The sequence below is a fragment of the Nocardia africana NBRC 100379 genome (genome assembly GCF_001612635.1).
Lineage (GTDB): Bacteria > Actinomycetota > Actinomycetes > Mycobacteriales > Mycobacteriaceae > Nocardia > Nocardia africana.
In genome coordinates, this window is sequence record NZ_BDAV01000010.1 from 446,292 (window position 1) to 472,828 (window position 26,537).

General features: G+C 70.9%; 2 protein-coding genes (1 of these 2 only partly in view). Both read right to left on the bottom strand.

The features are described 5' to 3' along the window. Nucleotides 1–8,488, bottom strand: the 5' end (the start) of a protein-coding gene (locus tag NA3_RS18775) for a non-ribosomal peptide synthetase (RefSeq protein WP_062964900.1). 23,333 nt of this gene lie to the left of the window's left edge; the window shows 8,488 of its 31,821 coding nt (coding positions 1–8,488); its start codon is at nt 8,486–8,488; its stop codon lies off the left edge, out of view. Continuing rightward, a complete protein-coding gene (locus NA3_RS18780) occupies nt 8,488–26,145 on the bottom strand; it encodes a non-ribosomal peptide synthetase (protein ID WP_062964901.1) in 17,658 nt (5,885 codons plus the stop codon). The genes NA3_RS18775 and NA3_RS18780 overlap by 1 nt, the downstream gene beginning before the upstream one ends. Between the last annotated feature and the right edge of the window lie 392 nt (nt 26,146–26,537).

The following is a 26,537-nucleotide window of genomic DNA, read 5'->3' on the forward strand; positions in this document are numbered from 1 at the left end:
AGTTGCCGCCCAGGGCGAAGAAGTCGTCGTCCGCACCCACCTGCTCGACGCCGAGCAGGGCCGCGAAGGTGTTCGCGACCAGCACCTCGGCGGCGCCGACCGGCGCCCGGAACCGCGCGGGCGCCAGCACCGGTTCGGGGAGCGCCTTGCGGTCCAGCTTGCCCACCGGGGTCAGCGGAATCTTGTCCAGGACGACCAGTGCGGCGGGCACCATGTGCGAGGGCAACCGGCGGGCCGCGAAATCGGTGAGATCGACGGGGTCGATCGCGCGTCCCGGCTTCGGCAGGACGTAGGACACCAGCATGGTGCCGCGGGTGTCGTGGTCGCGGCCCAGGGTGGTCGCGTAATCGACGTCGGGGTGGGCGCCGAGCACCGCGTCGATCTCGCCGAGTTCGACCCGGAAGCCGCGGATCTTCACCTGGAAATCCGAGCGCCCGACGTACTCCAGCTCCCATTCCGGCTGCGTCTGCCGCACGGTCGGCGCGATCGCCCGCCAGCGCACGACGTCGCCGGTGCGATACATCCGGCTGCCCGGCGTACCCCAGGGGTTGGGCACGAATCGCTCGGCGGTGCCTCCCGAGCGGTTCCGATATCCCCGCGCCAGGCCACCGCCCGCCAGGTACAGCTCACCGGCCACCCCGGGCGCCACGGGCCGCAGCCGCGCGTCCAGCACCAGCGCCGACATGCCGTGCACCGGGGTACCGATGGTGACCGGATGCCCGGCGCTCAGCCGCGCGTACGAGGAGATGATGGTGGTTTCGGTGGGACCGTAGCCGTTGAAGTAGCGGCGGCCGGGTTCCCAGGCCGCCAGCAGCTCGTCGGTGGTCACATCGCCGCCGACCGAAAGGACCTGCAGCTGCGGCTGTTCCGCGGCGTCCAGGGTGCCCAGCACGGCGGGGGTGATGATCGCGTGCGTCACCCGTTCCGTGCGCAGCAGCGCACCCAGCTCGGGCCCGCCGATGACGCGCGCCGGCACGATCACCAGTGTCGCGCCGGTGGCGAAGGCGCAGATCCATTCCAGGACCGAGGGGTCGAAGCTCGGCGAGCAGACGTGCAGCATGCGGTGTTCGGGCCGCAACCCGTACCGCTCGATCGCGTACTGGGCCAGTCCGCCCAGGCCCGCGTGCGTCACGGTGACACCCTTGGGCATCCCCGTCGAGCCCGACGTGTAGATCACATACGCCGGATGTGACATCCGCAGCGTGGCGAGCCGCTCGGCGTCGCCGACCGGCCCGGCGGGCAGCGCGGCGAGTTCGGCCTCCGTCGCCGGCGCGTCGAGGACCAGCCAGCGCACGCCCTCGGGCAGGGCGTCGGCGTACGCGGCGACCGTGATGCCGACCCGCGCCGCCGAGTCGGTGACCATGTACCGCACCCGTTCCGCGGGATAGGTCGGGTCGACCGGCACGTGTGCGCCGCCGGCCTTGGCCACCGCCATCGCCGCGGCGACCATCTCGAAGGATCGCGGAAGTGCCACGGCCACCAGCTGTTCCGGGCCGACGCCGGCCGCGATCAAGCGACGGGCCAGCCGGGAGGAGTAGTCGTCGAGGTCGCCGTAGGTGATCGAACGGCCCTCGTAGCGCACCGCGATCCGGTCGCGCCCCAGACCGAGTCCGGCCGTGAGCAGTTCCGGCAGCAGCGCGGTGGCCATCACCTCGTCGGGCCGCACCCGGGTCAACCGGACGTATTCGTCGGCGCTGAGCAGTGACATGTCACCGACCGCGGCCTCGGGGTCGGCGACCAGCTGCCGGAGCAGGCCCAGGAAGCGGTTCGCGAAGCCCTCGATCGTGACGTGGTCGAAAAGGTCTCGGGCATAGGCGAATTCGGCGGACATCCCATCGGCCGTCTCGCGGATGTTCAGGGCCAGATCGAATTTCGCGGTGCCGGCGTCCGGATCGACGGTGCCGACCCGCAGTCCCGGCAGCTCCAGCGCACCGGTGGGCAGATTCTCGAAGGCCAGCGCCACCTGGAACAGCGGATGCCGCGCGGTCGAGCGTTCCGGGTCGAGCAGTTCCACCAGACGCTCGAACGGCAGGTCGGCGTGCGCGAAGGCACGCAGGTCGGCGTCGCGGGTGCGGTCCAGCAGTTCGGTGAAACTCGCGCCGCCGGAGACCGCGGTCCGCAACACCACGGTGTTGACGAACATGCCGATCAGATCATCGAGTTCGCGCTCGCCGCGCCCGGCGATCGGCGAGCCGATCGCCACGTCGTCGGTGCCGGCCATGCGCGCCAGGAAGATCGCCAGCGCGGTGTGCACGGCCATGAAGGTGGTGGCGTGGCGCCGCTGCGCGAGTTCGCGCAGACCGTCGCGAATATCGCCGCCGATCTCGAATCGCACCCGGCCGCCGGCGTGGGAGGGGCGCATCGGACGCGGCCGGTCGGTGGGCAGATTCAGCTCGTCGGCGAGCCCGGCGAGCGCCGCCCGCCAGTAGGCCGCCTGGGCGCCGAGGACGCTGTCCGGATCCGACTCCGAACCCAGCACCGCGTGCTGCCAGATGCTGAAATCCGCGTACTGCACGGGCAGCGGTTCCCACTGCGGTGCGGTCCCGGCCGCGCGGTGAGCGTAGGCGGTCATGAGGTCACGGGTCAGCGGCGCGATCGACCAGCCGTCGGCCGCGATGTGATGCGCGACGAAGACGAGGACGTGCTCGGGCTCGGCGCTCTCCGATCGAGCGGCGCTTCCGTCGTCGAAGAGACTGCGCAGCAACGCGATTCGCAGTGGTGGTGCCGCGGTGACATCGAAGCCCTGCGCCGTGAGCGCGGCGATCCGGCCCGCGATCTGCGACGCCGGGACACCGACCGGTGTCAGGTCCACGCGCACATCGGCGGCGGGCAGCACGTCCTGGGCGGGGCCGTCCTCGTATTCGGGATAGCGCGTGCGCAGCGTCTCGTGGCGTTCCACCACGTCCGCGACGGCGGCGGCCAGCGCCGCGACGTCCAGCGCACCGCTCAGCCGGACCGCGACCGGAATGTTGTGGACGCCCGACTCGGGATCGAACCGGTTGAGGAACCACATCCGCTGCTGCGCCGGTGAGAGCGGAATGCGCTGCGGTCGCCGCTGTTTCACCAGCGCCGGGCGCGCCCGCTCGGCCACGTCACCGCCGACGGCGGCCGCGAACGCGGCGACGGTCGAGGCCTCGAACAGGGTGCGCACCGGCACCCGGGCATCCACGATCCGGCCGACGCGGGCACTGACCTGGGTGGCGTCGAGCGAACTGCCGCCGAGGGCGAAGAAGTCGTCGTCACGGCCGACCCGCTCCAGCCCGAGCACATCGGCGAACACCGCGGCCACCCGCTCCTCCAGCGGAGTGCGCGGGGCGTGGAATTCGGCGGCCGCCAGCACCGGTAGCGGTAGCGCCGCGCGATCCAATTTGCCGCTGCTGTTGAGCGGGAATTCCGTCAGTTCGACGACGGCGGTGGGAATCATGTAGGCGGGCAGCACGGCGCCGAGACCTTCCCGCACGGCCTGCACATCGAGTTCGGCGCCCGGCGTGCGGATCACGTATCCGGCGAGGTAGTCACCACTCTCGCCGGTGATCAGGCGCACCGCGGCCTGGCCGACACCCGGCGCGGCCAGCAGGGCGGTTTCGATCTCGGGCAGTTCGATGCGCTGGCCGCGGAACTTCACCTGGAAGTCGATGCGGCCCAGATAGTCGAGCTCGCCCTCGGGGGTCCAGCGCACCAGATCACCGGTGCGATACATCCGTTCGCCGCCGGCCGGGGCACGACCGGCGGGCCCGGAGGCGGTAGCGGAGCGTGACCCCGCAGGGCCCTCGGGAGTGCCCCTGTTGGACACAGCGAAGGGGTTGGCGACGAACCGGTCCGCGGTCAGATCGGCGCGTCCGCAGTACCCACGCGCGAGCTGGGCACCGGCCAGGTACAACTCCCCCGGCACCCCGATCGGCGCCGGATGCAACCGGGCGTCCAGCACGAAGACCTGCGAATTCCATTCCGGCTCACCGATCGGCACGCTGCGCACGTCGTCGGGGGTGACCTCGTGGCAGGTGATCGAGACCGCCGCCTCGGTCGGGCCGTACAGATTGTGCAGGGCGCCGTCGCACTTCTCGGCGAACAGCGCCGCGGTTTCCGCGGGCAGCGCCTCCCCGACGACGAAGGCAGCCCGCAGGGTGGTCAGTTCGTCCGCCTCGGCGTGGTTGAGGAAGACGGTGAGCATCGACGGCACGAAGTCGGTCAGCGTGACCCGCTGCGCGGCAATGGTTTCGGCGAGGTAGCGGGCGTCGCGGTGGCCGTCGGGGGCGGCCAGGATCAGGGTGGCGCCGGCGCGCAGCGGAAGGAAATAGCCCCACAGCGAGACGTCGAAGGTGGTCGCGGTCTTCTGCAGGTAGATGTCGGCGGCGCGCACCCCGTACTCGGCGTGCATCCACTCGAGCTGATTGGCGATGGCGCGATGGCTGACCGCGACCCCTTTGGGCCGTCCGGTCGAGCCGGAGGTGAACAGCACATAGGCCGGGTGGTCCGGATGCAGCGTGCCGCGGCGCTCCCGGTCGCCGATCGCGGCGGCGGAGTAATCGGCGAGGTCCAGTTCGTCGAGGTGAACCACCGCCGTATCGGAGGCCGTCGGCGGCAGCTCGAAGCCGGCGGCCCGCGTGGTCAGCACCGTATGCGGCCGCGCGGTGGCGAGGATGTGGCCGATGCGCTCGATCGGATGGGACGGGTCGACCGGGACGTAGGCGCCGCCCGCGTGCAGCACCGCGTACATGCCGAGCACCAGTTCGATCGACCTCGGCATGGCCAGCACGACCAGCGTCTCCGGTCCGACACCGGATTCGATCAGCTTGCGGGCGAGGCGGTTCACCCGGTCCGACATCTCACCGTAGGTCAGTTCGGCGCCCTCGAAGACGAGCGCGCGGTTGTTCGGCGTGCGGCGCGACTGCCGGTCGAATCCCTCGTGCAGGAAGTGGTCGAACACCTTGTGGCCGCTGGCATTCCAGCTGGAGGTCACATAGTCCAGTTCGCCGGCGTCGAGCAGTTCCAGATCGCCGACCGGCAGGTGCGGGTGGGCGGTGGCGCCGCCGAGCAGACGCAGGAACTTGGCGGCGAATTCCTCGACCGTGGGGGCGTCGAAAAGGTCGGTGGCATAGGTGAATTCGGCGCGGTATCCGCCGTCGGCGGCGGGCGGTGCGGAGATGGTGAGCTGCAGGTCGAACTTCGCGAAGCCGGGATCGAAATCCACGAGCTCGGTCTCGAGGCCCGGCAGTTCCGGCGCCCCGACTCCGATGTTCTGCATGAACAGGCCGACCTGGAACAGCGGATGCCGCGCCTGCGACCGCGCCGGGTTCAGCACCTCCACCAGGCGTTCGAACGGAATCTCGGCATGGGCGAAGGCGTCGAGGTCGACGGCGCGGGTGCGGCGGACCAGTTCGGCGAAATCGGCGTCGCCCGCCACCCTGGTGCGAAGGACGAGCGTGTTGACGAACATGCCGACCAGATCGTCGAGTGCGCGCTCGCCGCGGCCCGCGACGGGTGTGCCGATCGCGATATCGCTCGTCCCGGACAACCGGGCGAGCAGCAGCGACAGCGTCGCGTGCAGCACCATGAACGGCGTGGCGCGCAGCTGATCGGCCAGTTCGTCGATCGCGGCGCGCAGGCCGGCGTCGATGGCGAACTCGACGGTCGCGCCCCGATACGAGGCGGCGGCCGGGCGCGGCCGATCCGCGGGCAGATCCAATTGCGCGGGCAGATCGGCCAATTCGCGCTGCCAGAAGGCGAGCTGGCGGGCCGCCTCGGAGTCCGGATCGGTGTCGTCGCCGAGCACTCGCCGCTGCCACAGCGTGTAGTCGGCATAGTGCAGCGGCAGCGGCGTCCAGCCGGGAGCGGTGCCGCGGCTGCGCGCGGTGTAGGCCTGGATCAGGTCGCGCAGCAGCGGCCCCATCGATACGCCGTCGGCCGCGATGTGGTGGACCACCAGCACCAGGGTGTGATCGTCGGCGCCCGTACGCAGCAATCGGACCCGCACCGGAATCTCGGCGGCGACGTCGAAACCGGTGGCGGCGGCCTCGCGCACCGCGGCGACCAGATCGGCCTCGGCGACCTCGACCGGCGCCAGCTCCGGCTCGGCGACGGGCCGGACGACCTGCACGGCGCCCGCGGCGGTCTGCGGGTACACCGTGCGCAGCACCTCGTGGCGCGCGGTCACATCGGCGACGGCCGCACGCAATGCCGCGGTGTCGAGCCGGCCCCGCAGGCGCAGGGCGACCGGAATGTTGTCCACCGCGGCCGCGGAGTTCCCGGTGGCGTCGCTGTTGGCCAGGCGGTTCAGGAACCACATGCGGCGCTGCGCCGCCGACAGCGGGACCGTCTCCGGGCGCGGGCCGGCGACCAGGGGCGGCCGCACGCGGGCAGGGGTGGCCAGGGCGGCGAGTCCGGCCGGGGTGGGGCGATCGAAGAAGTCCCGCACATCGACCGCGATGTCGAGAGCGGCCGAGATGCGCGCGATCGCGCGGGTGGCCAGCAGCGAATTGCCACCGCGGGCGAAGAAGTCGTCGTCGGCGCCCACGGTGTCGATGCCGAGCAGGTCGGCGAAGATCTCCGCCACCGCCTGCTCACCCGCCGTCTCCGGCGCGCGGAATTCGCCTGCGGTGCTGCCGAATTCGGGCTCCGGCAGCGCCTTGCGGTCCAACTTGCCGTTGGCGTTGACCGGCATGCGGTCCATGGCGACGAGCAGCGACGGCACCATGTATTCCGGCAGCCGCCCCGCGGCGTCGCCGAGAATCGAGCCGGAATCGAGTTCGCACCCGCCGGCCGCCACGACGTAGCCGATCAGGTGGTCGCCGGCGCTGTGCCGGTACAGCACCACCGCGGCCTGTGCGACGGATTCGTGCGCCAGCAGCGCCGCCTCGACCTCTCCCAGTTCGATCCGCAGACCGCGCAGCTTCACCTGGAAATCGCTGCGGCCCAGATATTCCAGTTCGCGCGGGCCGCCGTCGATGCCGCTGTTCCAGCGCACCAGGTCGCCGGTGCGGTACATCCGATCACCGGGCGCGCCGTGCGGATTGGCGACGAACCTCTCGGCGGTCAGCGCCGCGCGGCCGAGGTAGCCGCGGGCCAGTTGCACACCGGACAGATACAGTTCGCCCACCACACCGTCCGGGACGGGTTGCAGGTTGTCGTCCAGGACGTGCAGATCGGTGTCGTCGGCCGCCGCGCCGATCGGAACCGAGACCGTATCGGCCGCGGTCACCTCGTGGGCGGTCACGTCCACCGCGGCCTCGGTCGGCCCGTACAGATTGTGCAGGCTCGCCCCGCTCACATCGCGGAAGGCGGCACCGGTCGCGGCGGGCAGCGCCTCGCCGGAGGCGAATACCGCACGCAGCGAATCGATATCGCTCATCGCCTGCGCATCCGCCACCGCGGCGGCGAACACCGCCAGCATGGACGGCACGAAATGCGCGATGGTGACGTGCTTGGCGGCGATGGTCCGGATCAGATACGCCGGATCGCGATGGCCGTCCGGCGCCGCGAGCACCAGGCGGGCACCGACCTGCAAGGGCCAGAAGAACTCCCACACCGACACGTCGAAGGTGAACGGCGTCTTCTGCAGCACCACATCCGCGGCGTGCATGCGGTAGCACCGCTGCCGCCAGCGCAGATTCGCCACGATGGCGCGGTGCGAGACCGCGACGCCCTTGGGCCGGCCGGTCGAACCCGAGGTGAAGATGACGTAGGCGATGTTGTCCGGACGAGCCGGCACCACCTCCTCGGCCTCCAGCACCGACGCCGGCTCACCGGTCTCCCAGTCGAATTCGTCCACCCGCAGCACGGGCACACCGTCGAACGACGGACTCGCGGCGTGGGTGAGAACCACGACGGGCGCGGCGATCTCCAGCACGTAGGCGATGCGATCGGCCGGATGCTCCGGGTCGATCGGCACATAGGCGCCGCCGGCCTTGTGGATGGCGTACATGCCGATCACCAGTTCCAGCGAGCGGTGCATGGACACGCCCACCCGCGTATCCGGGCCCACGCCGAGCCGGACGAGCTGCCATGCCAGTGCGTTCGCTCGGGCGTCGAGTTCGGCGTAGGTCAGGGTCCGGCCGTCGAATTCCACCGCGACCAGACCGGGCGTGCGCCGCACCTGCTCGGCGAACAGTGTGGCGAGCGTGTCGGCCGGAGCCAGGCCGGGGTCGAGCACATCCGCGGCCGCGGTGAGCGCGTCGTCGAGCAGATCGGAGACGGCGGCCGCCAGCGCGCCCTCCCCCGATTCCAGCAGTTCCGGCAGCCGGCCCGACACGACCACCTGCACGAGCGCATCGGGGGTCAGCGCATCACCCATCGCCTCGGCCAGCGTGGACAGCTCCGCGCTCAACTCGGCATAGGTGATCGCGGCGTCCTCGTGCCGGACCGCGACGCGCTGCGGTTCCAGCTCGGCGACGACCTCGATCAGATACGGCAGATCCGCGATGCCGTAGGCGCCGCGCAGCGCGGGGTGCTCGGTGGACCGGACGGGTGTAACCGACTCTGCATGCGTCATCAGTGGGTTCCTTCCGTGGTGAGCACGCCCTGTGCGCGCAGCTGCAGGGCCTCGAGCATGGTGGTGAGTCCGCCGGCGCCGACGGCGAGAACGCCCGGCAGCAGTCCGGCCAGCGCCACATTGATCAGCGCGTCGGGAGTGGCGCTCGCGCCCATGGCCCGGCCGACGGTGACCAGCTTGCGGTGTAGTTCCGCGAATCCGATTCCGCGGCCGCCGAATTCGACGGCCAGCGAATCCGGCGCGGTTCCGGCTGCGGCGGCGATGAGATCGACCAGATCGCCGGGCAGCCGGGTGGATGCCGCGCGGCCGGTGCGGCGGTCGCGTTCCTCGGCGGTGCGAATGTCGATCGCGCGCACGGTGATCGACGGATCCGCCGCCACCGCCCGCACGATCAGCTGGAGTCGTTCGGCGAACAATCGCACCGTGCGCTCGTCGAAGATGTCGGTGGGATAGCAGAATTGCATCCGCAGCCGCTGCAGCGCACCGTCCGCGCCGAATTCCTCCAGCGCGGTCAGCTGCAGGTCGAATTTCGCCTCCGGCAGTGCCGGTTCGAGCGTCTCGACCCGCAGACCCGGCAGCGTGACCGCCGTGGCCGGCAGGTTCTGGAAGGTGAACAGCACCTGGAAGATCGGCGTATACGCGCTGGTGCGGGTGCGGCCCAGCGCCTCCACCACCCGTTCGAACGGCACCTCGGTGCGGCCGAGCGCCGCCAGGTCGGCCTCCCGCACACTCCGCAGCAGGTCGGCGAAGCTCGTCCGGGCGTCGATCTCGGTGCGCAACGCCACGGTGTTGACGAACATGCCGACCAGATCGTCGAGTTCCCGCTCCCCACGGCCCGCCACCGGTGCGCCGACGACGATGTCGGACTGTCCGGACAGCTTCGCCAGCAGCACCGCGAAGGCGGCGTGCACCGTGGAGAACAGCGTCGTACCGTGTGCTCGCGCGACCCCGGCCAGCTGTGCGATCAGCGGCTGATCGAAAGCGAAATCTACCGTCGCACCGCGCATCTCGCGACGGGCGGGACGCGGACGGTCGGTGGGCAGCGCCAGCTGCTCGGGCGCGCCGGCCAGCCGCTCGCGCCAGTAGCCGAGCTGTTCGGACAGCACGCTGCCCGGGTCGGTGTCGGCACCCAGGACGGTCCGCATCCATTCGCTGTAGTCGGCGTACTGGACCGGCAGCGGACTCCACTGGGGCGCGGTTCCGGCCAGCCTGCTGGTGTAGGCCGCGATCAGGTCGCGGGTCAGCGGCGCCATCGAATAGCCGTCGGCACTGATGTGGTGGACCACCACGACGAGGACGTGCTCGTCCTCGGCCACCCGCAGCAGACGCACCCGCACCGGCGGGGCGGCCGTGACGTCGAAGCCGACGGCCACGATCTCGGCGATCCGCTCGTCCAGCTCGTCGCGTCGCACCGGCATCGGCTCGAGGTCGACCGGCGCGGCGGGCAGCACCTCCTGCACCGGTTCCGGTTCGGTCGAGGTGGTGCGCATTTCCGGGTACCGGGTGCGCAGAATGTCGTGCCGCTGAACCAGATCCGCGAGCGCGGCCCGCAGGGCGTCGAGTTCGAGCGCCCCGGTCAGGCGCAGAGCGACCGGCACGTGATAGGCCGCCGAATCCGGGGCGAGCCGGTTCAGCACCCACATCCGCTGCTGGGCGAGCGACAGCGGCACCGCCGCGCCGCTGGTCCGGGGCCGCAGTGGCGGGCGGACATCGCGCTCGGCCGCATCGATCCAGGCGGCCAGTGCCGCGACGGTCGGCGCGGTGAAGACCGCGGCGACCGGCACCCGCACACCCGAGGCCGCACCCAGGCGCGCGGCCAGCCGGGCGGCCGCGAGCGAGTTGCCGCCGAGATCGAAGAAGTCGGTGTCGGCGCCGATCCGCGCGTCATCGCCGGCGGCCGGCCCGACGATATCGGCGAATTCCGCCGCCACCAGGCGTTCGGTCTCGGTGTCGGGTGCCCGGAATGCGGCCTCGGACAGCACCGGGGCGGGCAGCCGGTCGCGGTCGACCTTGCCGTTGGCGTTGAGCGGGAGCGCGTCCAGCACCACCACGGCCGCCGGCACCATGTACGTCGGCAGTTCACTGCCGAGCGCGGCGCGCAGCGTGGCCGCGTCGACATCGGCGTCGGGCACCGCCGCATAGGCGATCAGGCGCGGTCCCGCACTGCCGTCGGTGCGGGCCACCGCGACCGCGGCCTCGACGCCGGGCCGGCGCAGCAGGGCCGCCTCCACGTCGCCGAGTTCGATCCGGAAACCGCCGATCTTGACCTGGAAATCGGCCCGCTCCAGATACTCGAGCAGCCCGTCGGCCCGGCGGCGCACGATATCGCCCGTGCGGTACATGCGGCCACCGTGGAACGGATCGGCGACGAAGCGTGCCGCGGTGAGCGCCGGTTGTCGCGCATAGCCGCGGGCCAGCTGATCACCGGCCAGATACAGCTCGCCCGGCACACCGGGCGGGACCGGCCGCAGCCGCCGATCGAGCACATAGGCCCGGCTGTTCCACACCGGCGCGCCGATCGGCACCACCGGCTCCGGATCGGCGCCGACCCGATACGAGGTGATCGAGACGGCCGTTTCGGTGGGGCCGTAGAGATTGAACAGCGTTGCGTCGCTGCAGATTCCGAACTGCCGCGCCGTCGACTGCGGCAGCGCCTCGCCGATCGCGAGGACGGCCCGCAGCGTCGGTGGCAGGGCGGTCTCGTCGGCCAGCAGCATGCCCAGCAGCGAGGGCACGGTGAACAGCATGCTCACCCGGTGCCGATGCATGAGCTCGCGCAGGTGGTCGGGGTCGCGTTCGCTGCCCGGCTCGCTGATCACCAGCGACCCGCCGCTGACCAGCAGCGCCCAGAACTCCCACACCGACAGGTCGAAGGTCGCGGGCGTCTTGAGCAGCGTTCGATCGGCGCTGTCGATACCGAATTCGGCACGCAGCCAGTGCAATTGGTTGACGATCGCACCGTGCGAGACCGCCACGCCCTTGGGGCGTCCGGTGGAGCCGGAGGTGAACACGACGTACGCGGTATTCGACGGCCGCAGCGGCGCGAGCCGATCGGCGGCGGTGATCGGCGTCGCCGGATGGTCCGGCAGTTCCGCACCGGGATCCACCATCGCGATGGCGTCACCCACACCCGGCACCGCACCGCTGCCCAGGACGCACACCGGCCGCGCGGTCTCGACGATCTGCGCGATCCGGTCGGCCGGATGGTCGGGATCGATCGGCACATAGGCGCCGCCGGCCTTGGCCACCGCGAACATGGCGACCACCAGATCGACCGAACGGCGCAGCGCCAGTACCACATTCGTCTCCGGGCGCACGCCGAGTCCGATGAGGTGACGGGCCAGCCGGTTGACCCGGGCGTCGAATTCGCGATAGCTCAGTTGGCTGCCGGCCGTGTCGATCAGCGCCACCGCCGCGGGGTTCGCGGCGACCCGGGCGTCGACCAGATCCACCAGCGTCGCCTCGGGAATCTCCCGCGCGGTCCGGTTGCAGTCCTCGATCACGAACCGGTACTGCTGCGCACCGAGCAGATCCAGATCGCGGATCCGGGTCGCGGGTGCGGCGGCCACCGCGTGCAGGACGCGGTTCACCTGCGCGGCGATTCGCTCGGCGGTCTCCGCGGTGAACAGATCGGTCGCATAGCCGAGCGCCAGCTCGATGCCGGCCGGGGCCCCGGTCTCGGTGTGGTGGTCGACGGCGAACAGGTGCAGATCGAATTGCGCGATCTCGCTGTCGGATTCGACCTCGGTGACGGTCAGGCCCGGTAGTCGCAGGGTGGCGCGATCGTGGTTCTGGAACGACAGGCCCACCTGCACCAGCGGATGCCGGGCGGTCGAGCGGCGCGGATTCAATACCTCGACAAGGCGTTCGAACGGCACATCGGTATGCGAGAGGGCGGCGATATCGGCGGCGCGCACGGTGTCGAGCAGCGTGTCGAAGCGCGCGTCCACGTCGACCGCGGTCCGCAGCACCACGGTATTGACGAACATGCCGATGACCTCGTCCAGCGCGGCGTCGTTGCGCCCGGCGACGGGCGTGCCGACCGCGATGTCGCCGGTGTCGCAGAGCCGGGCCAGCACCGCCGCGAACGCCGCGTGCACGACCATGAACACCGTGGCGCCGGCAGTGCGGCCCACTCCGGCCAGCCGGCGGTGCAATTCGGCGTCGACGGCGAATGCGACGCGGCGGCCGTGCAGGCTCTGGCGGGCCGGCCGGGGCCGGTCGGTCGGCAGGTCGAGCTGATCCGGCAGGCCGGCCAGCGTCTCGCGCCAGAACTCGATCTGCCGGGCGGCCACCGATTCGGCGTCGTCCTCGGCGCCCAGCAGGCGCTTCTGCCACAGTGCGTAGTCGGCGTACTGCACCGGCAGCGGCGACCAGTCGGGCCGGCCGGACCGGACCCGGGTCTCGTAGGCGCGCATCAGATCGGCGACGAACGGCACGATCGAGGATCCGTCGGCGCAGATGTGATGCAGCACGGCCGCCAGCACATGATCGCCCGGGGCGAGTTCGAATACCCGCACCCGCACGGGCACGTCGGCGGTGACGTCGAAGCCGGTGCCGAACAACTCCCGGAACCGTTGCGGCAGTGTGTCTTCGGTGATCGGCTCGGCCGTCGTGTCGAGGTGGACCCGCTCGGCCGGCAGGATCACCTGCGCCGGTTCACCGCCGATCTCGGGGTAGACGGTACGCAGCGATTCGTGCCGTGCCACGACATCGCGCAGTGCCGCGCCGAGGGCCTGCCGGTCCAGATCGCCGGACAGGCGCAGCGCCAGCGGGATGTTGTAGGCGGCCGAGGTGCGGTCGAACCGGTTGAGGAACCACATCCGCTGCTGCGCCGGCGAGAGCGGCAGCCGGGCCGGACGCGCACCCGCGACCAGGGCGGGCCGGTCACCGCCGGACAGCGCCGCCACGGCGAGGTCGGCGACCCGCGGATTCTCGAACAGCGTGCGCACCGGGACGCTCACGCCGAACGCCGCGCCGATGCGGGCGACGGCCTTGGCCGCCGACAGCGAGCTGCCGCCGAGGGCGAAGAAGTCGTCGTCGGCGCCCACCGCGCGCTCGTCGCCGATATCGCCGAGCACCTCGGCGAACACATCGGCCACGATCTGCTCGGCCGCGGTCGCCGGCCGACGATAACCGACCGTCTCGAACACCGGCGCCGGAAGGGCGCGGATGTCGAGTTTGCCGTTGACGGTCAACGGAATTCGGTCCACCGCGACCACGGCGGCGGGAACCATGTGCTCGGGCAACCGCTCGGCGGCCCCGCGGCGCACCGACGGCCCGTCGATGCCGGCTCCGACCACATATCCGACGATCCGGGCTTCGGCTCCGTCGTCCGCGCGGACCACGACCGCGGCCTGTGTCACCGATTCCACGGCCAGGAGCGCGGCCTCGATCTCGCCGAGTTCCACCCGGAAGCCGCGCAGGTTCACCTGGTGGTCGGCGCGCCCCAGATATTCGAGGTCACCGGTCGCCGTCCACCGCGCCAGGTCGCCGGAGCGGTAGGCGAGCGAACCCGCCGTCCCGTAGGGGTCGGCCACGAATCGCCCGGCGGTCAGGCCCGGCCGCCGCAGATATCCGCGGGCGAGCTGTCCACCGGAGACGTAGATCTCACCCGGCACCCCCACCGGCACCGGCCGCAGCCGCGAATCCAGCAGTCGCACAATCAGGCCGGGCAACGCGCCGCCGATCACGCCGGCCGCGCCGGTGCGCGCGTCGATCGGCCGGAACGACACGTGCACCGTGGTCTCGGTGATGCCGTACATGTTGATCAGTCGCGGTGCGTGCGGATACCGCGCGAACCAGTCCCGCAGCCGCGCCGGTTCCAGCGCTTCGCCGCCGAAGATCACACAGCGCAGCCGGTAGTCGGCCGGAGCGTCGGCCAGATCCGCGCTCATCAGCTGGTAGAACGCCGACGGAGTCTGGTTGAGGACCGTCACGCCCTCGTCGATCAGCAGCTCCCGGAACTGCTGTGGCGACCGGGAGGTGAAGTAGTCGACGACGACGATCCGGCCGCCGTGCAGCAGCGCACCCCACAGCTCCCACACCGAGAAGTCGAAGGCATAGGAGTGGAACAGCGTCCATACATCGGAGCGGTCGAAGGCGAATTGCGCGCGGGTATTGTCCAGCAGCCGAATCACATTGGCGTGCGGCACCTGCACGCCCTTGGGCCGGCCGGTGGAACCGGAGGTGTAGATGACGTAGGCGGTGTTGTCCGGGCGCAGCGGCGCTCGGCGCTCGGCATCGGTGATCGGCGCGGTGTCCAGCTCCTGCCAGGACACGGTGTCCAGGTCGATCACCGGGCCGTCGAATCGGTCCCGGGCCGTGCCGTCCGCGCTGGTGATCGCGCACACCGGCCGAGCGTCGGCGAGGACGTACTCGATCCGGTCGGCGGGGTAATCCGGATCGATCGGCAGATAGCCGGCGCCGGATTGCACGACCGCGAGCAGTGCCACGATCAGTTCCGCCGAGCGCGGTAGCGACACGGCCACCAGGGTTTCCGGACCGGCACCGGCCGCGATCAGGCGCCGGGCGAGGCCGTTGGCCCGGTCCTCGAGTTCGCCGTAGGTGAGGGTCGCCTCGCCTGCCCGCACCGCGACCGCCGTCCGATCCGCGCGCGCGGTGGCCGCGAAACGTGCTGCGATGGTGGTCGTTTCGGCACCGTCGGCGCCGCTGACCGACCATTCGTACAGCGCGCGATGTTGTTCCTCGGCGCTGAGCAACTGGATATCGCCGACCACGACGGTGTGATCGTGGCTGACCGCGGCCAGCACCTGTTCGAAGCGCCGGGCCAGCTCCGCGATCGTCTCCGCGTCGAAAAGATCGGCGGCATAGGTGATCTCGACCGACATCCCGCCCGCGCGGCCGTCTTCGTCGATGGACTCGACGAGGGTGAACTGCAGGTCGAACGCGACCGCGGCCGCGTCGACCGCCTCGGGGGTGACGTGCAGCCCCGCCAGCTCGACCTCGGGCAGGGCGAAGTTCTGGAAGGTCAGCGCCACCTGGAACAGGGGATGGCGGCTCGCGGTGCGGGCCGGCGCCAGCATCTCCACCACCTGCTCGAACGGCACGTCGACCTGCGACAGCGCCGAAATGTCCTGGGCGCGAACGGTGTCGAGCACGGTGTGGAAGTGCTCGCGACTGTCGATCTCGGTCCGCAACACGATGGTGTTGACGAACATCCCGACCATCGGGTCCAGCGCGGCCTCGCCGCGACCGGCCACCGGCGTGCCGATCGCGATATCGGAGCTGCCCGACATGCGCGACAGCAGCACCGCCAGCGCCGCATGCACCGTGCTGAACAGCGTGGTCTCGTGTTTGCGCGCGAGTTCGCCCAGTTCGCTGTGCAGATCGGAGTCGATCTGGAAGCGGTGGCTGCCGCCGCGGTACGACGGTGTCGCGGGACGCGGGCGGTCGGTGGGCAGTTCCAGCTGTTCCGGCAGCCCGGCCAGCCGGGTGCGCCAGAATTCGCGCTGGCGGAAGAGTTCGGATTCCGGATCGGCCGGGTCGCCGAGGACTTCCGCCTGCCACAGCGTGTAGTCGCGGTAGCGCACCGGCAGGTCCTGCCAGTCGGGGGCGTGCCCGTCGCGGCGTGCGGCGTACGCGGTCGTCACATCCGCGGCCAAGGGGCCCAGGGAAAGGCCGTCGGCGCAGATGTGGTGCAGGACCAGCAGCAGGACGTGATGATCGCGGGACAGCTCGAAAAGCTCTGCGCGCAAGCCGGTCTCGGCGGTGAGGTCGAATTCGGTGGCGCAGATCCCGGCGATGCGCTCGGCCAGCGTCTGCTCGCTCACCGCGGCCACGCGCAACGCCGGGATATGCGCCGCGGCGGGCTCGACGACCTGCACCGGCCCGTCCGCGGTCTCGGGGTAGCGGGTGCGCAACGTCTCGTGCCGCTCCACGACATCGGCCAGGGCCGCGCGCAGGGCGTCGATATCCAGATCTCCGCGCAACCGCAATGCCAGCGGGATGACGTCGACCGCCGCGGCCGCCCGCTCGTCGGCGCGGTAGCGGTTGAGGAACCAGATCCGCTGCTGCGCCGCCGAGAGCGGCACCTGCTCCGGCAGTGCGCGCGCGGTCAGTGGCGCGCGCGCACCGGTACCGGCCAGCAGCTCGGCGCGCGCCGCCAGCTCGGCCACCGTGGTGGCCTCGAACAGCAGGCGCACCGGCAGCCGGGTGTCCAGGGCGGCGCCGATGCGGGCCAGCACCTGGGTGGCGAGCAGCGAATTGCCGCCGAGATCGAAGAAGTCGTCGTCGCGTCCCACGCGCTCGGCGCCGAGCACCTCCGCGAAGACGTCGGCGACCACGGCTTCGGCCGCCGTCGCCGGCGCGTGGTATTCGCGCGCCTGCCAGACCGGATCGGGCAGGGCGCCACGGTCCAGCTTGCCGGAGCCGTTGAGCGGGAACGCGTCGAGGACAACGTAGGCCGCGGGGAGCATATAGGCCGGTAGTCGCCGCGCCAGTGCGGCTTTCACCGCGTCGACATCGATACCGGCGCCGTCGGCGGGCAGCAGATACGCGACCAGCCGATCACCGGTCTGCGGATCGTGGCGGACGACCACCACGGCCTGCGCGATCTCGGGTACGGCGGCGAGCGCCGCTTCGATCTCACCCAATTCGATGCGCAGGCCGCGCACCTTGACCTGAAAGTCGGTGCGGCCCAGATACTCCAGTTCACCGCGCGCGTTCCACGCGACCAGGTCGCCGGTGCGATAGAGCCGTTCTCCGGTACCGAAGGGATCGGCCACGAAACGTTCGGCGGTGATGCCTGGGCGGCCGACGTACCCTTCCGCCAGCTGCGTGCCCGCCAGATACAGCTCACCGGCGACGCCCACCGGCACCGGCCGCAGCCGCGCGTCCAGCACGTACAGCCGGGTGTTGAACACCGGGCGGCCGATCGGCACGGTCGCGGTGTCGGTGTCGACGACCTCGTGGTGAGTGACATCGACCGCGGCCTCGGTCGGCCCGTAGAGGTTGTGCAGTCGCGCGCCGGTCGCCGCCCGCAGGCGCTGCGCGACCTCGGCCGGCAGCGCCTCACCGGAGGCGAACACCATCCGCAGCGAACCCGCCCGCGCGTCCGCGAGGAACACCGCGAGCATCGAGGGCACGAAATGCGCCACCGAAACATGTTCGGCGCGAATCACTTCGGCGAGGTAGGCGCGGTCGCGATGGCCGTCGGGCCGGGCGACCACCAGCCGGGCGCCGACCTGTAACGGCCAGAAGAACTCCCACACCGACACGTCGAAGGTCGCCGGAGTCTTCTGCAGGACGACATCGCAGGCGGTCAGTTCGTATTCCGACTGCATCCACACCAGCCGGTTCACGATCGCCCGGTGACTGACCGCCACGCCCTTGGGCCGGCCCGTCGAGCCCGAGGTGAACAGGACATAGGCGGGATGGCCCGGACGCAGCGGTCGCAGCCGGTCGGCGTCGGTGAGCGGCGCGGACGAGTAGTCACCGGTGTCGAACAGGTCGACATCCAATACCGCGCAGTGACCGACCAGGCCGCTCGTCTCGAGATCGAGTCCGTCGGTGGAGCGGGTCAGGACGCACACCGGCCGCGCGGTGCGCAGGACGTCACCGATGCGCCGTGCGGGATGGTCGGGATCGAGCGGTACGTAGGCAGCGCCCGCGGCCACCACCGCGTACATGGCGACCACCAGGTCGTCGCTGCGGCGGATGCCCAGGGCCACCGTGCGCCCGGGGCCGACGCCGATCGAGACCAGCAGCCGCGCCAGTCGATTCACCCGCGCCGAAATGGCGGCATAGGTCCATTCGGCACCCTCGAAGCGCAGGGCGACGGCATGCGGGCTGCGGCGCGCCTGCTCGGCGAACAGGTCGGCCAGCGTGGTCGCCGGCACTTCGTGAGCGGTGTCGTTCCATGCCACGAGGATCTGTTCGCGTTCGGCGGCCGACATCGGTTCGATATCGCCGATCGGCCGCTCCGGCTGTGCGACGAGGGCCTCCAGTACCAGGCGGAACCGGTGCGCGAATCCCGCGACGGTCGGCTCGTCGAACAGGTCCGTCGCATATTCGAAGAACGCCGCCAGGCTGCCGTCGGCCTGTTCCTCGGCAGTCAGGTGCAGGTCGAATTTGGCGGTGCCGGAATCGAGTTCGAGTGTGGTGGCACGCAGACCCGGCAGCCGCGGTTCACCGGCGGCGGGCTGGCGCAGATCCAGCATCACCTGGAACAGCGGGTGCCGGGCCGCCGAGCGGATCGGATTCAGCACCTCGACCAGGCGCTCGAACGGAACGTCGCGATGGGCGAAGGCGCGCAGGTCGCCCTCGCGCACGGCGTCGAGCAGGGCGGTGAACGAGGACTCGGGCGCGACGTCGGCGCGCAGCACCAGCGTATTGACGAACATGCCGACCAGATCGTCGAGCGCGGCCTCACCCCGGCCGGCGATCGGCGTGCCGATCGCGATATCGCGCTGTCCGGACAGTTTCGCCAGCACCACCGCGAAGGCGGCGTGCAGCGCCATGAAGAAGGTGGCGCCGGTCCGCTCGGCATGGACGCGCAGCGCGGAGACGGTCTCGGCGGGCAGCGCGAAGCGGTACCGGGCGCCGCGGCCCGTCGCTGTCGCCGGCCGCGGTCGATCGCCCGGCAGGGCCAGCACATCCGGCAGCCCCGCCAGTTCGCCTGCCCAGAACCGGATCTGTTCGGCGACGGGCGAATTCGGATCGTCCTCGGAGCCGAGCACGGCCCGCTGCCAGAGCGCGTAGTCGGCGTATTGCACCGGCAGCGGCAGCCACTGCGGCGCCCGGCCGGCCGTGCGCGCGGCGTACGCCTGCATCAGGTCCCGCGTCAGCGGCGCGATCGACCAGCCATCCGCGGCGATGTGGTGGATCGAGACGACGAGCACGTGCACATCGGCGGCGCGGCGCAGCAGCGCCGTCCGGATCGGTGCCTGCTCGCGCACCGCGAAGGCGACGGCCGCCTCGGCCCGCAGGCGCTGCGGCAACTCGTCCTCGCGCACCGGCTGCGGCGCCAGGTCGACAACCACGTCCGCCGGATCGAGTACCTGCTGGAAGGGCACTCCGTCGACGGCGGGATAGCGGGTGCGCAGGGCCTCGTGCCGCGCCAGCACATCGCGCACCGCCGCGTCGAGGGCGGCGATGTCCAGCGCCCCGCGCAGCCGGATGGCGGTGGTCAGATTGTCGACCGCCGATTCGGTGTCGAACTGGTTACGGAACCACATCCGCTGCTGCGCATAGGACAGCGGCAGTCGTTCCGGCCGCGGCCCGGCGGTCAGCGCGCGGTGGCGGCGGGGAGCCGAATCCCGCAGTCGCCGGGCAAGATTCGCGACGGCGGGGTTCTCGAACAGCAGGCGCACCGGGACCTCGCGGTCCAGCGCCTCGGCCAGCCGTGCCGCAACCTGCGTAGCCACCAGCGAATTGCCGCCGAGAGCGAAGAAGTCGTCGTCGAGCCCGACCTGTTCGACACCCAGCACTCCGGCGAAAACCGCGGCCACGGCCTTCTCTTCGGCGCTCTGCGGCGCACGGAACCGTTCGGCGGCCAGCACCGGATCGGGGAGGGCGGCGCGGTCGAGTTTGCCGGAGGCGGTCAGCGGCATGGCCGCCAGCGCGACGTAGGCGCTCGGCACCATATACGACGGCAGCCGATCCCGCAGCCGGCTCTCGGCGAGGGTCCGCGGATCGCCGTCGCACACCACATAGGCCACCAGCAGATCGCCGGCCCGATGCCGGTACACCCGCACCGCCGCGGCGTCGATGCCCGGCGTGGCCAGCAAGGCCGCCTCGATCTCGCCCAGTTCGATGCGCTGGCCCCGCACCTTCACCTGGAAGTCGCTGCGCCCCAGATATTCCAGATCCCCGTTGCGGAGACGGCGCACGAGGTCACCGGTGCGGTACATGCGGGCACCCGCAGGCCCGAACGGATCGGCCACGAACCGCTGCGCGGTCGCGCCGGTCCGGCGCTGGTAACCCCGGGCGACCTGCGCGCCGGACAGGTACAGCTCGCCGACCACCAGATCGGGGACCGGCCGCAGCTGCCGGTCGAGCACCAGAACGCGACTGTCGCGCACCGGCTTACCGATCGGCGCGGGTCCGGTGCGGTCCGGCGCAACCGGTGCGTGGGTGGCGTGCACGGTGAATTCCGTGGGCCCGTACAGATTGTGCACGGCGGCATCGCTCACCGCGGCGAACGCGCGCGCCGCCTCCCCGTTGAGGGCCTCGCCGGCGACGAGAACACAACGCAGCGTCCGGATAGCGTCCGGCGCCACGGTATTCGCGAACATCGCGAGCAGCGACGGGACGAACGAGGTCATGGTCACGGCGTGGCGGGCGATGGTCGCGGCCAGATACGCGGTGTCGCGATGCCCGTCGGGTGTGGCGACCACCAGCCGCGCTCCGCTGCTCAGCGGCGCGAACAGCTCCCACACCGACACGTCGAAGGTGGCCGGGGTCTTGAACAGCACCACGTCCCGCTCACCGATCTCGTACTCGCCGGCGATCCAGGCGATCTGGTTGGCGAGCGAACCGCGTTGGACGGCAACACCTTTGGGCGTCCCAGTGGAGCCCGAGGTGAAGATGACATAGGCGCTGTTGGCCGACCGCAGCGGGGCGAGCCGGTCGGCGTCGGTGAGCGGGGCGCCGGACAGGCCGTCTAGTTCGAGCGCATCGATCGCGATCCGCGCGACGTCCAGGTCGGGTGCGTCCCCGGCGGTCAGCATGCACACCGGCGCGGCGGTCTCGGCCATCTGCCGCAGCCGGGCCGTCGGCTGATCCGGGTCGACCGGCACGTAGGCACCGCCGGCGGCCAGCACGGCGTAGGCGGCGATCACCAGCTCCGCGGACCGCCGCATCCCCAGTACGACCAGCGATTCCGGGCCGACGCCCGCGCCCACGAGATGGCGGGCCAGTCGATTGATCCGGGCCGACAGCTCGGCATAGGTGTAGTGCCGCTCGCCGTCGACCACGGCCACCGCATCGGGCCGCAGGAGTGCCTGCCGTTCGAATGCGGCGAGGACATCGGGAGCCGCTCCCTCGGCGCCGCGGCGGCCGGACTCGATCGTGCGCCGCAGCTCGGCCGCATCGAGCAGCGGCAACCGACCCACCGCACGAGTGGGCTCGGCGACCACATGGACGAGCAGTTGCCGCCACCACCGCGCATAGCTCGCGATGGTGTCCGGCTCGAAAAGATCTGTGGCGTAGGTGAACTCCGCCGTGATCCCCGCCGGTGCCGGACCTTCCCCGGGACCGGCACCGGCGAAGCTTTCGGTGACCGTCAGTTGAAGGTCGAACTTGGTCACCGCCGTGTCCAGGGTACTCGTCCGCACGGACAATTCCGGTAACTCGACGGTGATGTCCCGAGTGTCGGCCGCCCCCAGCATCACCTGGAACAGCGGGTGCCGGGCCTGCGATCGGACCGGGTTCAGCGCCTCCACCAACTGTTCGAAGGGCAGATCGGCGTGGGCGAAGGCGCCCAGGTCGACCGCCCGGACCCGTTGCAGCAGAGCGGTGAACGGTTCGTCGGCCGCCACTTGGGTGCGCAACACCAGCGTGTTGACGAACATGCCGATCAGATCGTCGAGCTCGCGGTGGCCGCGACCGGCGACCGGCGTGCCGATCACGATATCGTCGCCACCCGAGATCCGCGCGAGCAGCGCGGCCAGCGCGCCGTGCAACACCATGAAGGTCGAAACCCCTTGGGCACGGGCGAGTTCGGAAATCGCCGCGTGCAGGTCCGCCGGTAGGTCGAAGCGATAGCCGGCGCCCCGGCCGGTGGCCACCGCGGGCCGCGGCCGGTCGGCGGGCAGGTCGAGCTGGTCGGGAATTCCCGCCAGCGTGTGCGACCAGTAGCCGAGCTGCTGGGCGGCCAGGGAATCGGGGTCCTCGGCGACACCGAGCCGATCCCGTTGCCACAGCGCGTAATCGGCGTACTGCACCGCCAGTGGGGCCTCGGCGGCGCCGGTGCCCGTCCGGCGCCGGGTGTAGGCCGCGGCCACATCCCGCGCGAGCACCGGCAGCGACAGTCCGTCCGCGGCGATGTGGTGCAGCACGATCGCCAGCGCGACATCGTCGGCCGCCAATTCGAAAATCAGTGCCCGGAAGGGTATTTCGGCGGTCAGATCGAAGCCGCGGGCCGCCAGCCGAGTCAACTCGGCGTCGAGGCCCTCCGCGGCAACGGTTTCCACCGCGAAGGACTCCGGCCCCACCTGCTCGGCGGGAAGAATACGCTGTCGCGCCACGAGGTCGTCGTCGGCCGGGAAGACGGTGCGCAGCACCTCGTGCCGGGCCACCACATCGGCGAGGGCCGAGCGCAGGGCCTCGGTGTCGACCACGCCGGTCATCCGGACCACGAACGGCATGTTGTAGCCGGCGCTGTCCTCCTCGAACCGGTTGAGGAACCAGATGCGCTGCTGGGCGGGCGAGAGCGGCAACGCCCGCGGGCGCGGCCCGGCGACCGGACCCGCGCTCTCGTCCATGTCCTCGGTTTCGAAGGCACGGTCGATCAGCTCGGCCAGCGCCTCGACCGTGGTGGCCTCGAACAGTTCGCGCACGGTCAGCGCGCAGCCGAGGTCGGCGTTCAATCGCGCCGCCACCTGCGTCGCGACCAGCGAATTGCCGCCCAGCGCGAAGAAGTCGTCGTCGAGTCCGATGCGCTCACGGCCCAGCACCTCACCGAACACCGCGGCAACCGCCCGCTCCGAGACCGACTGGGGCCAGCGATACTGTCCGGCGGTCCGCTCGGGCGCGGGAAGCGCGCCCCGATCGAGTTTGCCGGAGGCGTTGACCGGCAGCGACGCGAGCATCACATACGCCGCCGGCACCATATAACCGGGCAACTCCCGCGCGGCCGCGCCGCGCACCCGCGCCACATCGACCGCGCCGGCGGTGGTTTCGACCAGATAGGCGACCAGCTGGGCACCCGCGCCGGCATCGTCGCGCACCACGACCACCGCGCGCGCGACCCCGGGCACCGCGCCGAGCACCGCTTCGATCTCGCCGAGCTCGATCCGCAGGCCACGCAGTTTCACCTGGAAATCGGTGCGGCCCAGATACTCGAGCTCGCCGTCGGCGGTCCAGCGGACCAGATCCCCGGTGCGATACATCCGCGCCCCGGGGCCGGCCTCCGACTCACTGTCCGCGAACGGATCGGCGACGAACCGTTCGGCGGTCAGCTCCGGCCTCCCGACGTAGCCCCGGGCGAGCTGAACCCCCGACAGATACAGCTCACCCGGAACGCCGACGGGCACCGGCCGCAATCGTGCGTCGAGCACGTACAGCCGGGTGTTGAAGACCGGTGCGCCGATCGGCACACCGGTGGTATCGAGCGGACCCACCTGATGCGCGGTGACATCGACCGCCGCCTCGGTGGGACCGTACAGATTGTGCAGCTGCGCGCGCGGCGCGGCGGCGAGCAGTCGCTGCGCCAGCGGTCCCGGCAACGCCTCACCGGACGCGAACACCGCACGCAGCGAACTCGTTTCGGAGCCGTCGAGCACGCCACCGAGGAAGGCGGCCAGCATCGAGGGCACGAAATGCGCGATGGTGACGCCGAATTCGGCGATCACGGCGCGCAGGTAAGCCGGGTCGCGATGCCCGTCGGGCGTGGCCAGCACCAGGCTCGCGCCGACCTGCAGGGGCCAGAAGAACTCCCATACCGAGACGTCGAACGTGGCGGGGGTCTTCTGCAGGACGACGTCGGCGGCGGTGAGGTGGTAGGCGCTCTGCATCCAGACCAGCCGGTTGACGATCGCGGCATGGGTGACCGCGACTCCCTTGGGCCGCCCGGTGGACCCCGAGGTGAAGATCACGTACGCGGGATGCTGCGGCCGCAGCGGCGATATCCGCTCGGCATCGGTCACCGGCCGATCGGACAGTGCCGACAGGTCCAGCTCGTCGATATCGATCCACCGGCTGTCACCCTCGCCGTGATCGCAGGCGGTGGTCAGCACGCAGATCGGCTTCGCGGTCTCGAGCACGTAACCGATGCGCTCGGCGGGGTGGTCGGGGTCCAGCGGCACATAGGCGGCACCGGTCGCCAGCACCGCGTACATCGCGACCACGAGCTCCGGTGAACGCCGAATATGCAGTGCCACCGTGGTTTCCGGTCCGGCGCCGCGCGCGATCAGAGCGCGCGCGAGCCGGTTGACCTCGGCCGCGAACTCGGCGTAGCCGAGCGTCCGCGAGCCGCGCAGCGCGACGGCCTCCGGGGTTCGCGCGGCCTGGCGCTCGAACATCGACACCAGCGTCGCGTCCGCACCCGCCAGTGCGGCGATATCCACCTCGGTCGCATTCCAGATCCGGAGGCTGACCTCGCGCTCCAGATCGGTGGTGACCGCCACCGACGACAGCGGCCGGTCGGGATCGAGGTCGACCAACCGCTCCAGGAACCGCACGAAGCGGGCGTGATGGCGGGCGATGTCGTCGGCGCGGTACAGGTTCGGGTTGGCCTCGATGTCGACGTGCACCCGGTCGCTGTCGCCGTAGTAGACGTTGAGGCTCATATCCTCGACCGGCCCGGTCGAGAGCACGTGGTAGCGGCCGACGGTATCGCCGAGGGTGAGATCGCTGCGGAACAGCATGATGTTGGCCAGCGGCCCGAACAGCGCGCGTCGGGTGGCCAGTCCTTCCATGCCGGCGTCGCGGCGAATGTCCTCGTGCCGGTAGCGCTGATGCCGCAGGGCCCCGGCGACCTCGACCCGGGTCTGCCGCAACAGCTGCGCCCAGGTGGCCTGCCCTGCCTGCAACCGCAGCGGGACGATATTGGAGAGCATGCCGGCCGAGCGTCGCATCACGGCCGTCGTGCGGGCGGTGACCGGCAGGCTCAGCACCGCCTCGTCACGTCCGGTCAGCCGCGCCAGATAGGCCGCGAAGGCGGCGAGCAACACCACGGCTGCACTCGAATCATGTGCTGTCGCAATGTCGTTCATCCGGTTGACGATCTTGTCCGGCAGCCGGCGGCCGTAGACCAGGTTCCCGGCCGAGCGAGGTGCGCTGCGGCCGTTGAGTGTGGTCGCGCCGTCCAGATCGCGGACGCGCTCGCCCCAGTACCCTCGATCGGCGGCGAATCGGGTGCTGTCGCGGTAGCCCCGCTCCCCGTCCACCAGTGATTCGAGGCTGCCCGCCTTGGCCGGTTCGGGGTCGATGCCGCGCAGCTCGGCGGTGTAACGCTCGGCGACGCGCATGGTGTTGGTCAGGGCGCCGAACCCGTCGAGAACGATGTGGTGGGCGCGCAGATACCAGAACCAGCGCCGGTCACCGACCCGCAGCACGGCGCCGGCGAACAGCCGATCCGCCAGCAGATCCACCGGTCGCGTGTAGTCCGCGCGCATCCAGTCGTGGGCGGCCGCGACCGGATCGGCAGCATCGCGCAGATCGACCGGCACGATGTCGACGGGAAGCCGCGGGTCCACGCACTGATACGGCTCGCCGTCGATTTCGCCGAGCCGCACCACCGTGGACCCGAACTCCCGGGCCGCGTCGACCGAGACCCGTTGCAGCACTTCGACATCGAGGTCGCCGTGCACGTCGACGTACTGGGCGATATTGATCGGAGTCTGCGGATCGAGCAGCTGGGCGTACCAGACACCCAGCTGCGCCGGTGTCAACGGGAACGGCGACGGATCCGACGTGATCTCGGCGCCGTGGCCTTCACCCGGACCGAACCCGCTCAACTCCGAACCCTGCACCAGAGCCTCCTCGATTGACGAAATACCCAGCGACCGAACGCTTTTCGGGCAGCACGAAATAAGCCCCGGGCACCGCGCGACGACGCGGACCCTGGCTTTGCCACGGATGGTTCGGCGAATACACCTCACGCGATCGCGAAGGTGTGAAAGAGCGAAATGGTTTGTGTCTCAGTAATTTCGGTGAACCGGTGCGGTCACCAACTCATCCTCGAACTCGACTTCCTCCAACATCGCGGCCCCGAGCTCCCGCGGCCTCATCTCCTGCATCGGCCGGTGGCGACTCGCGCCACCGTTCATGCAGCGAACACTAGGCCGAAGACCAATAAAAAGGAACGAGATCCTTCAAAAAAACTCGGACTAGCGTCCAATTGGGTCGATATCGGGGCAGAGAT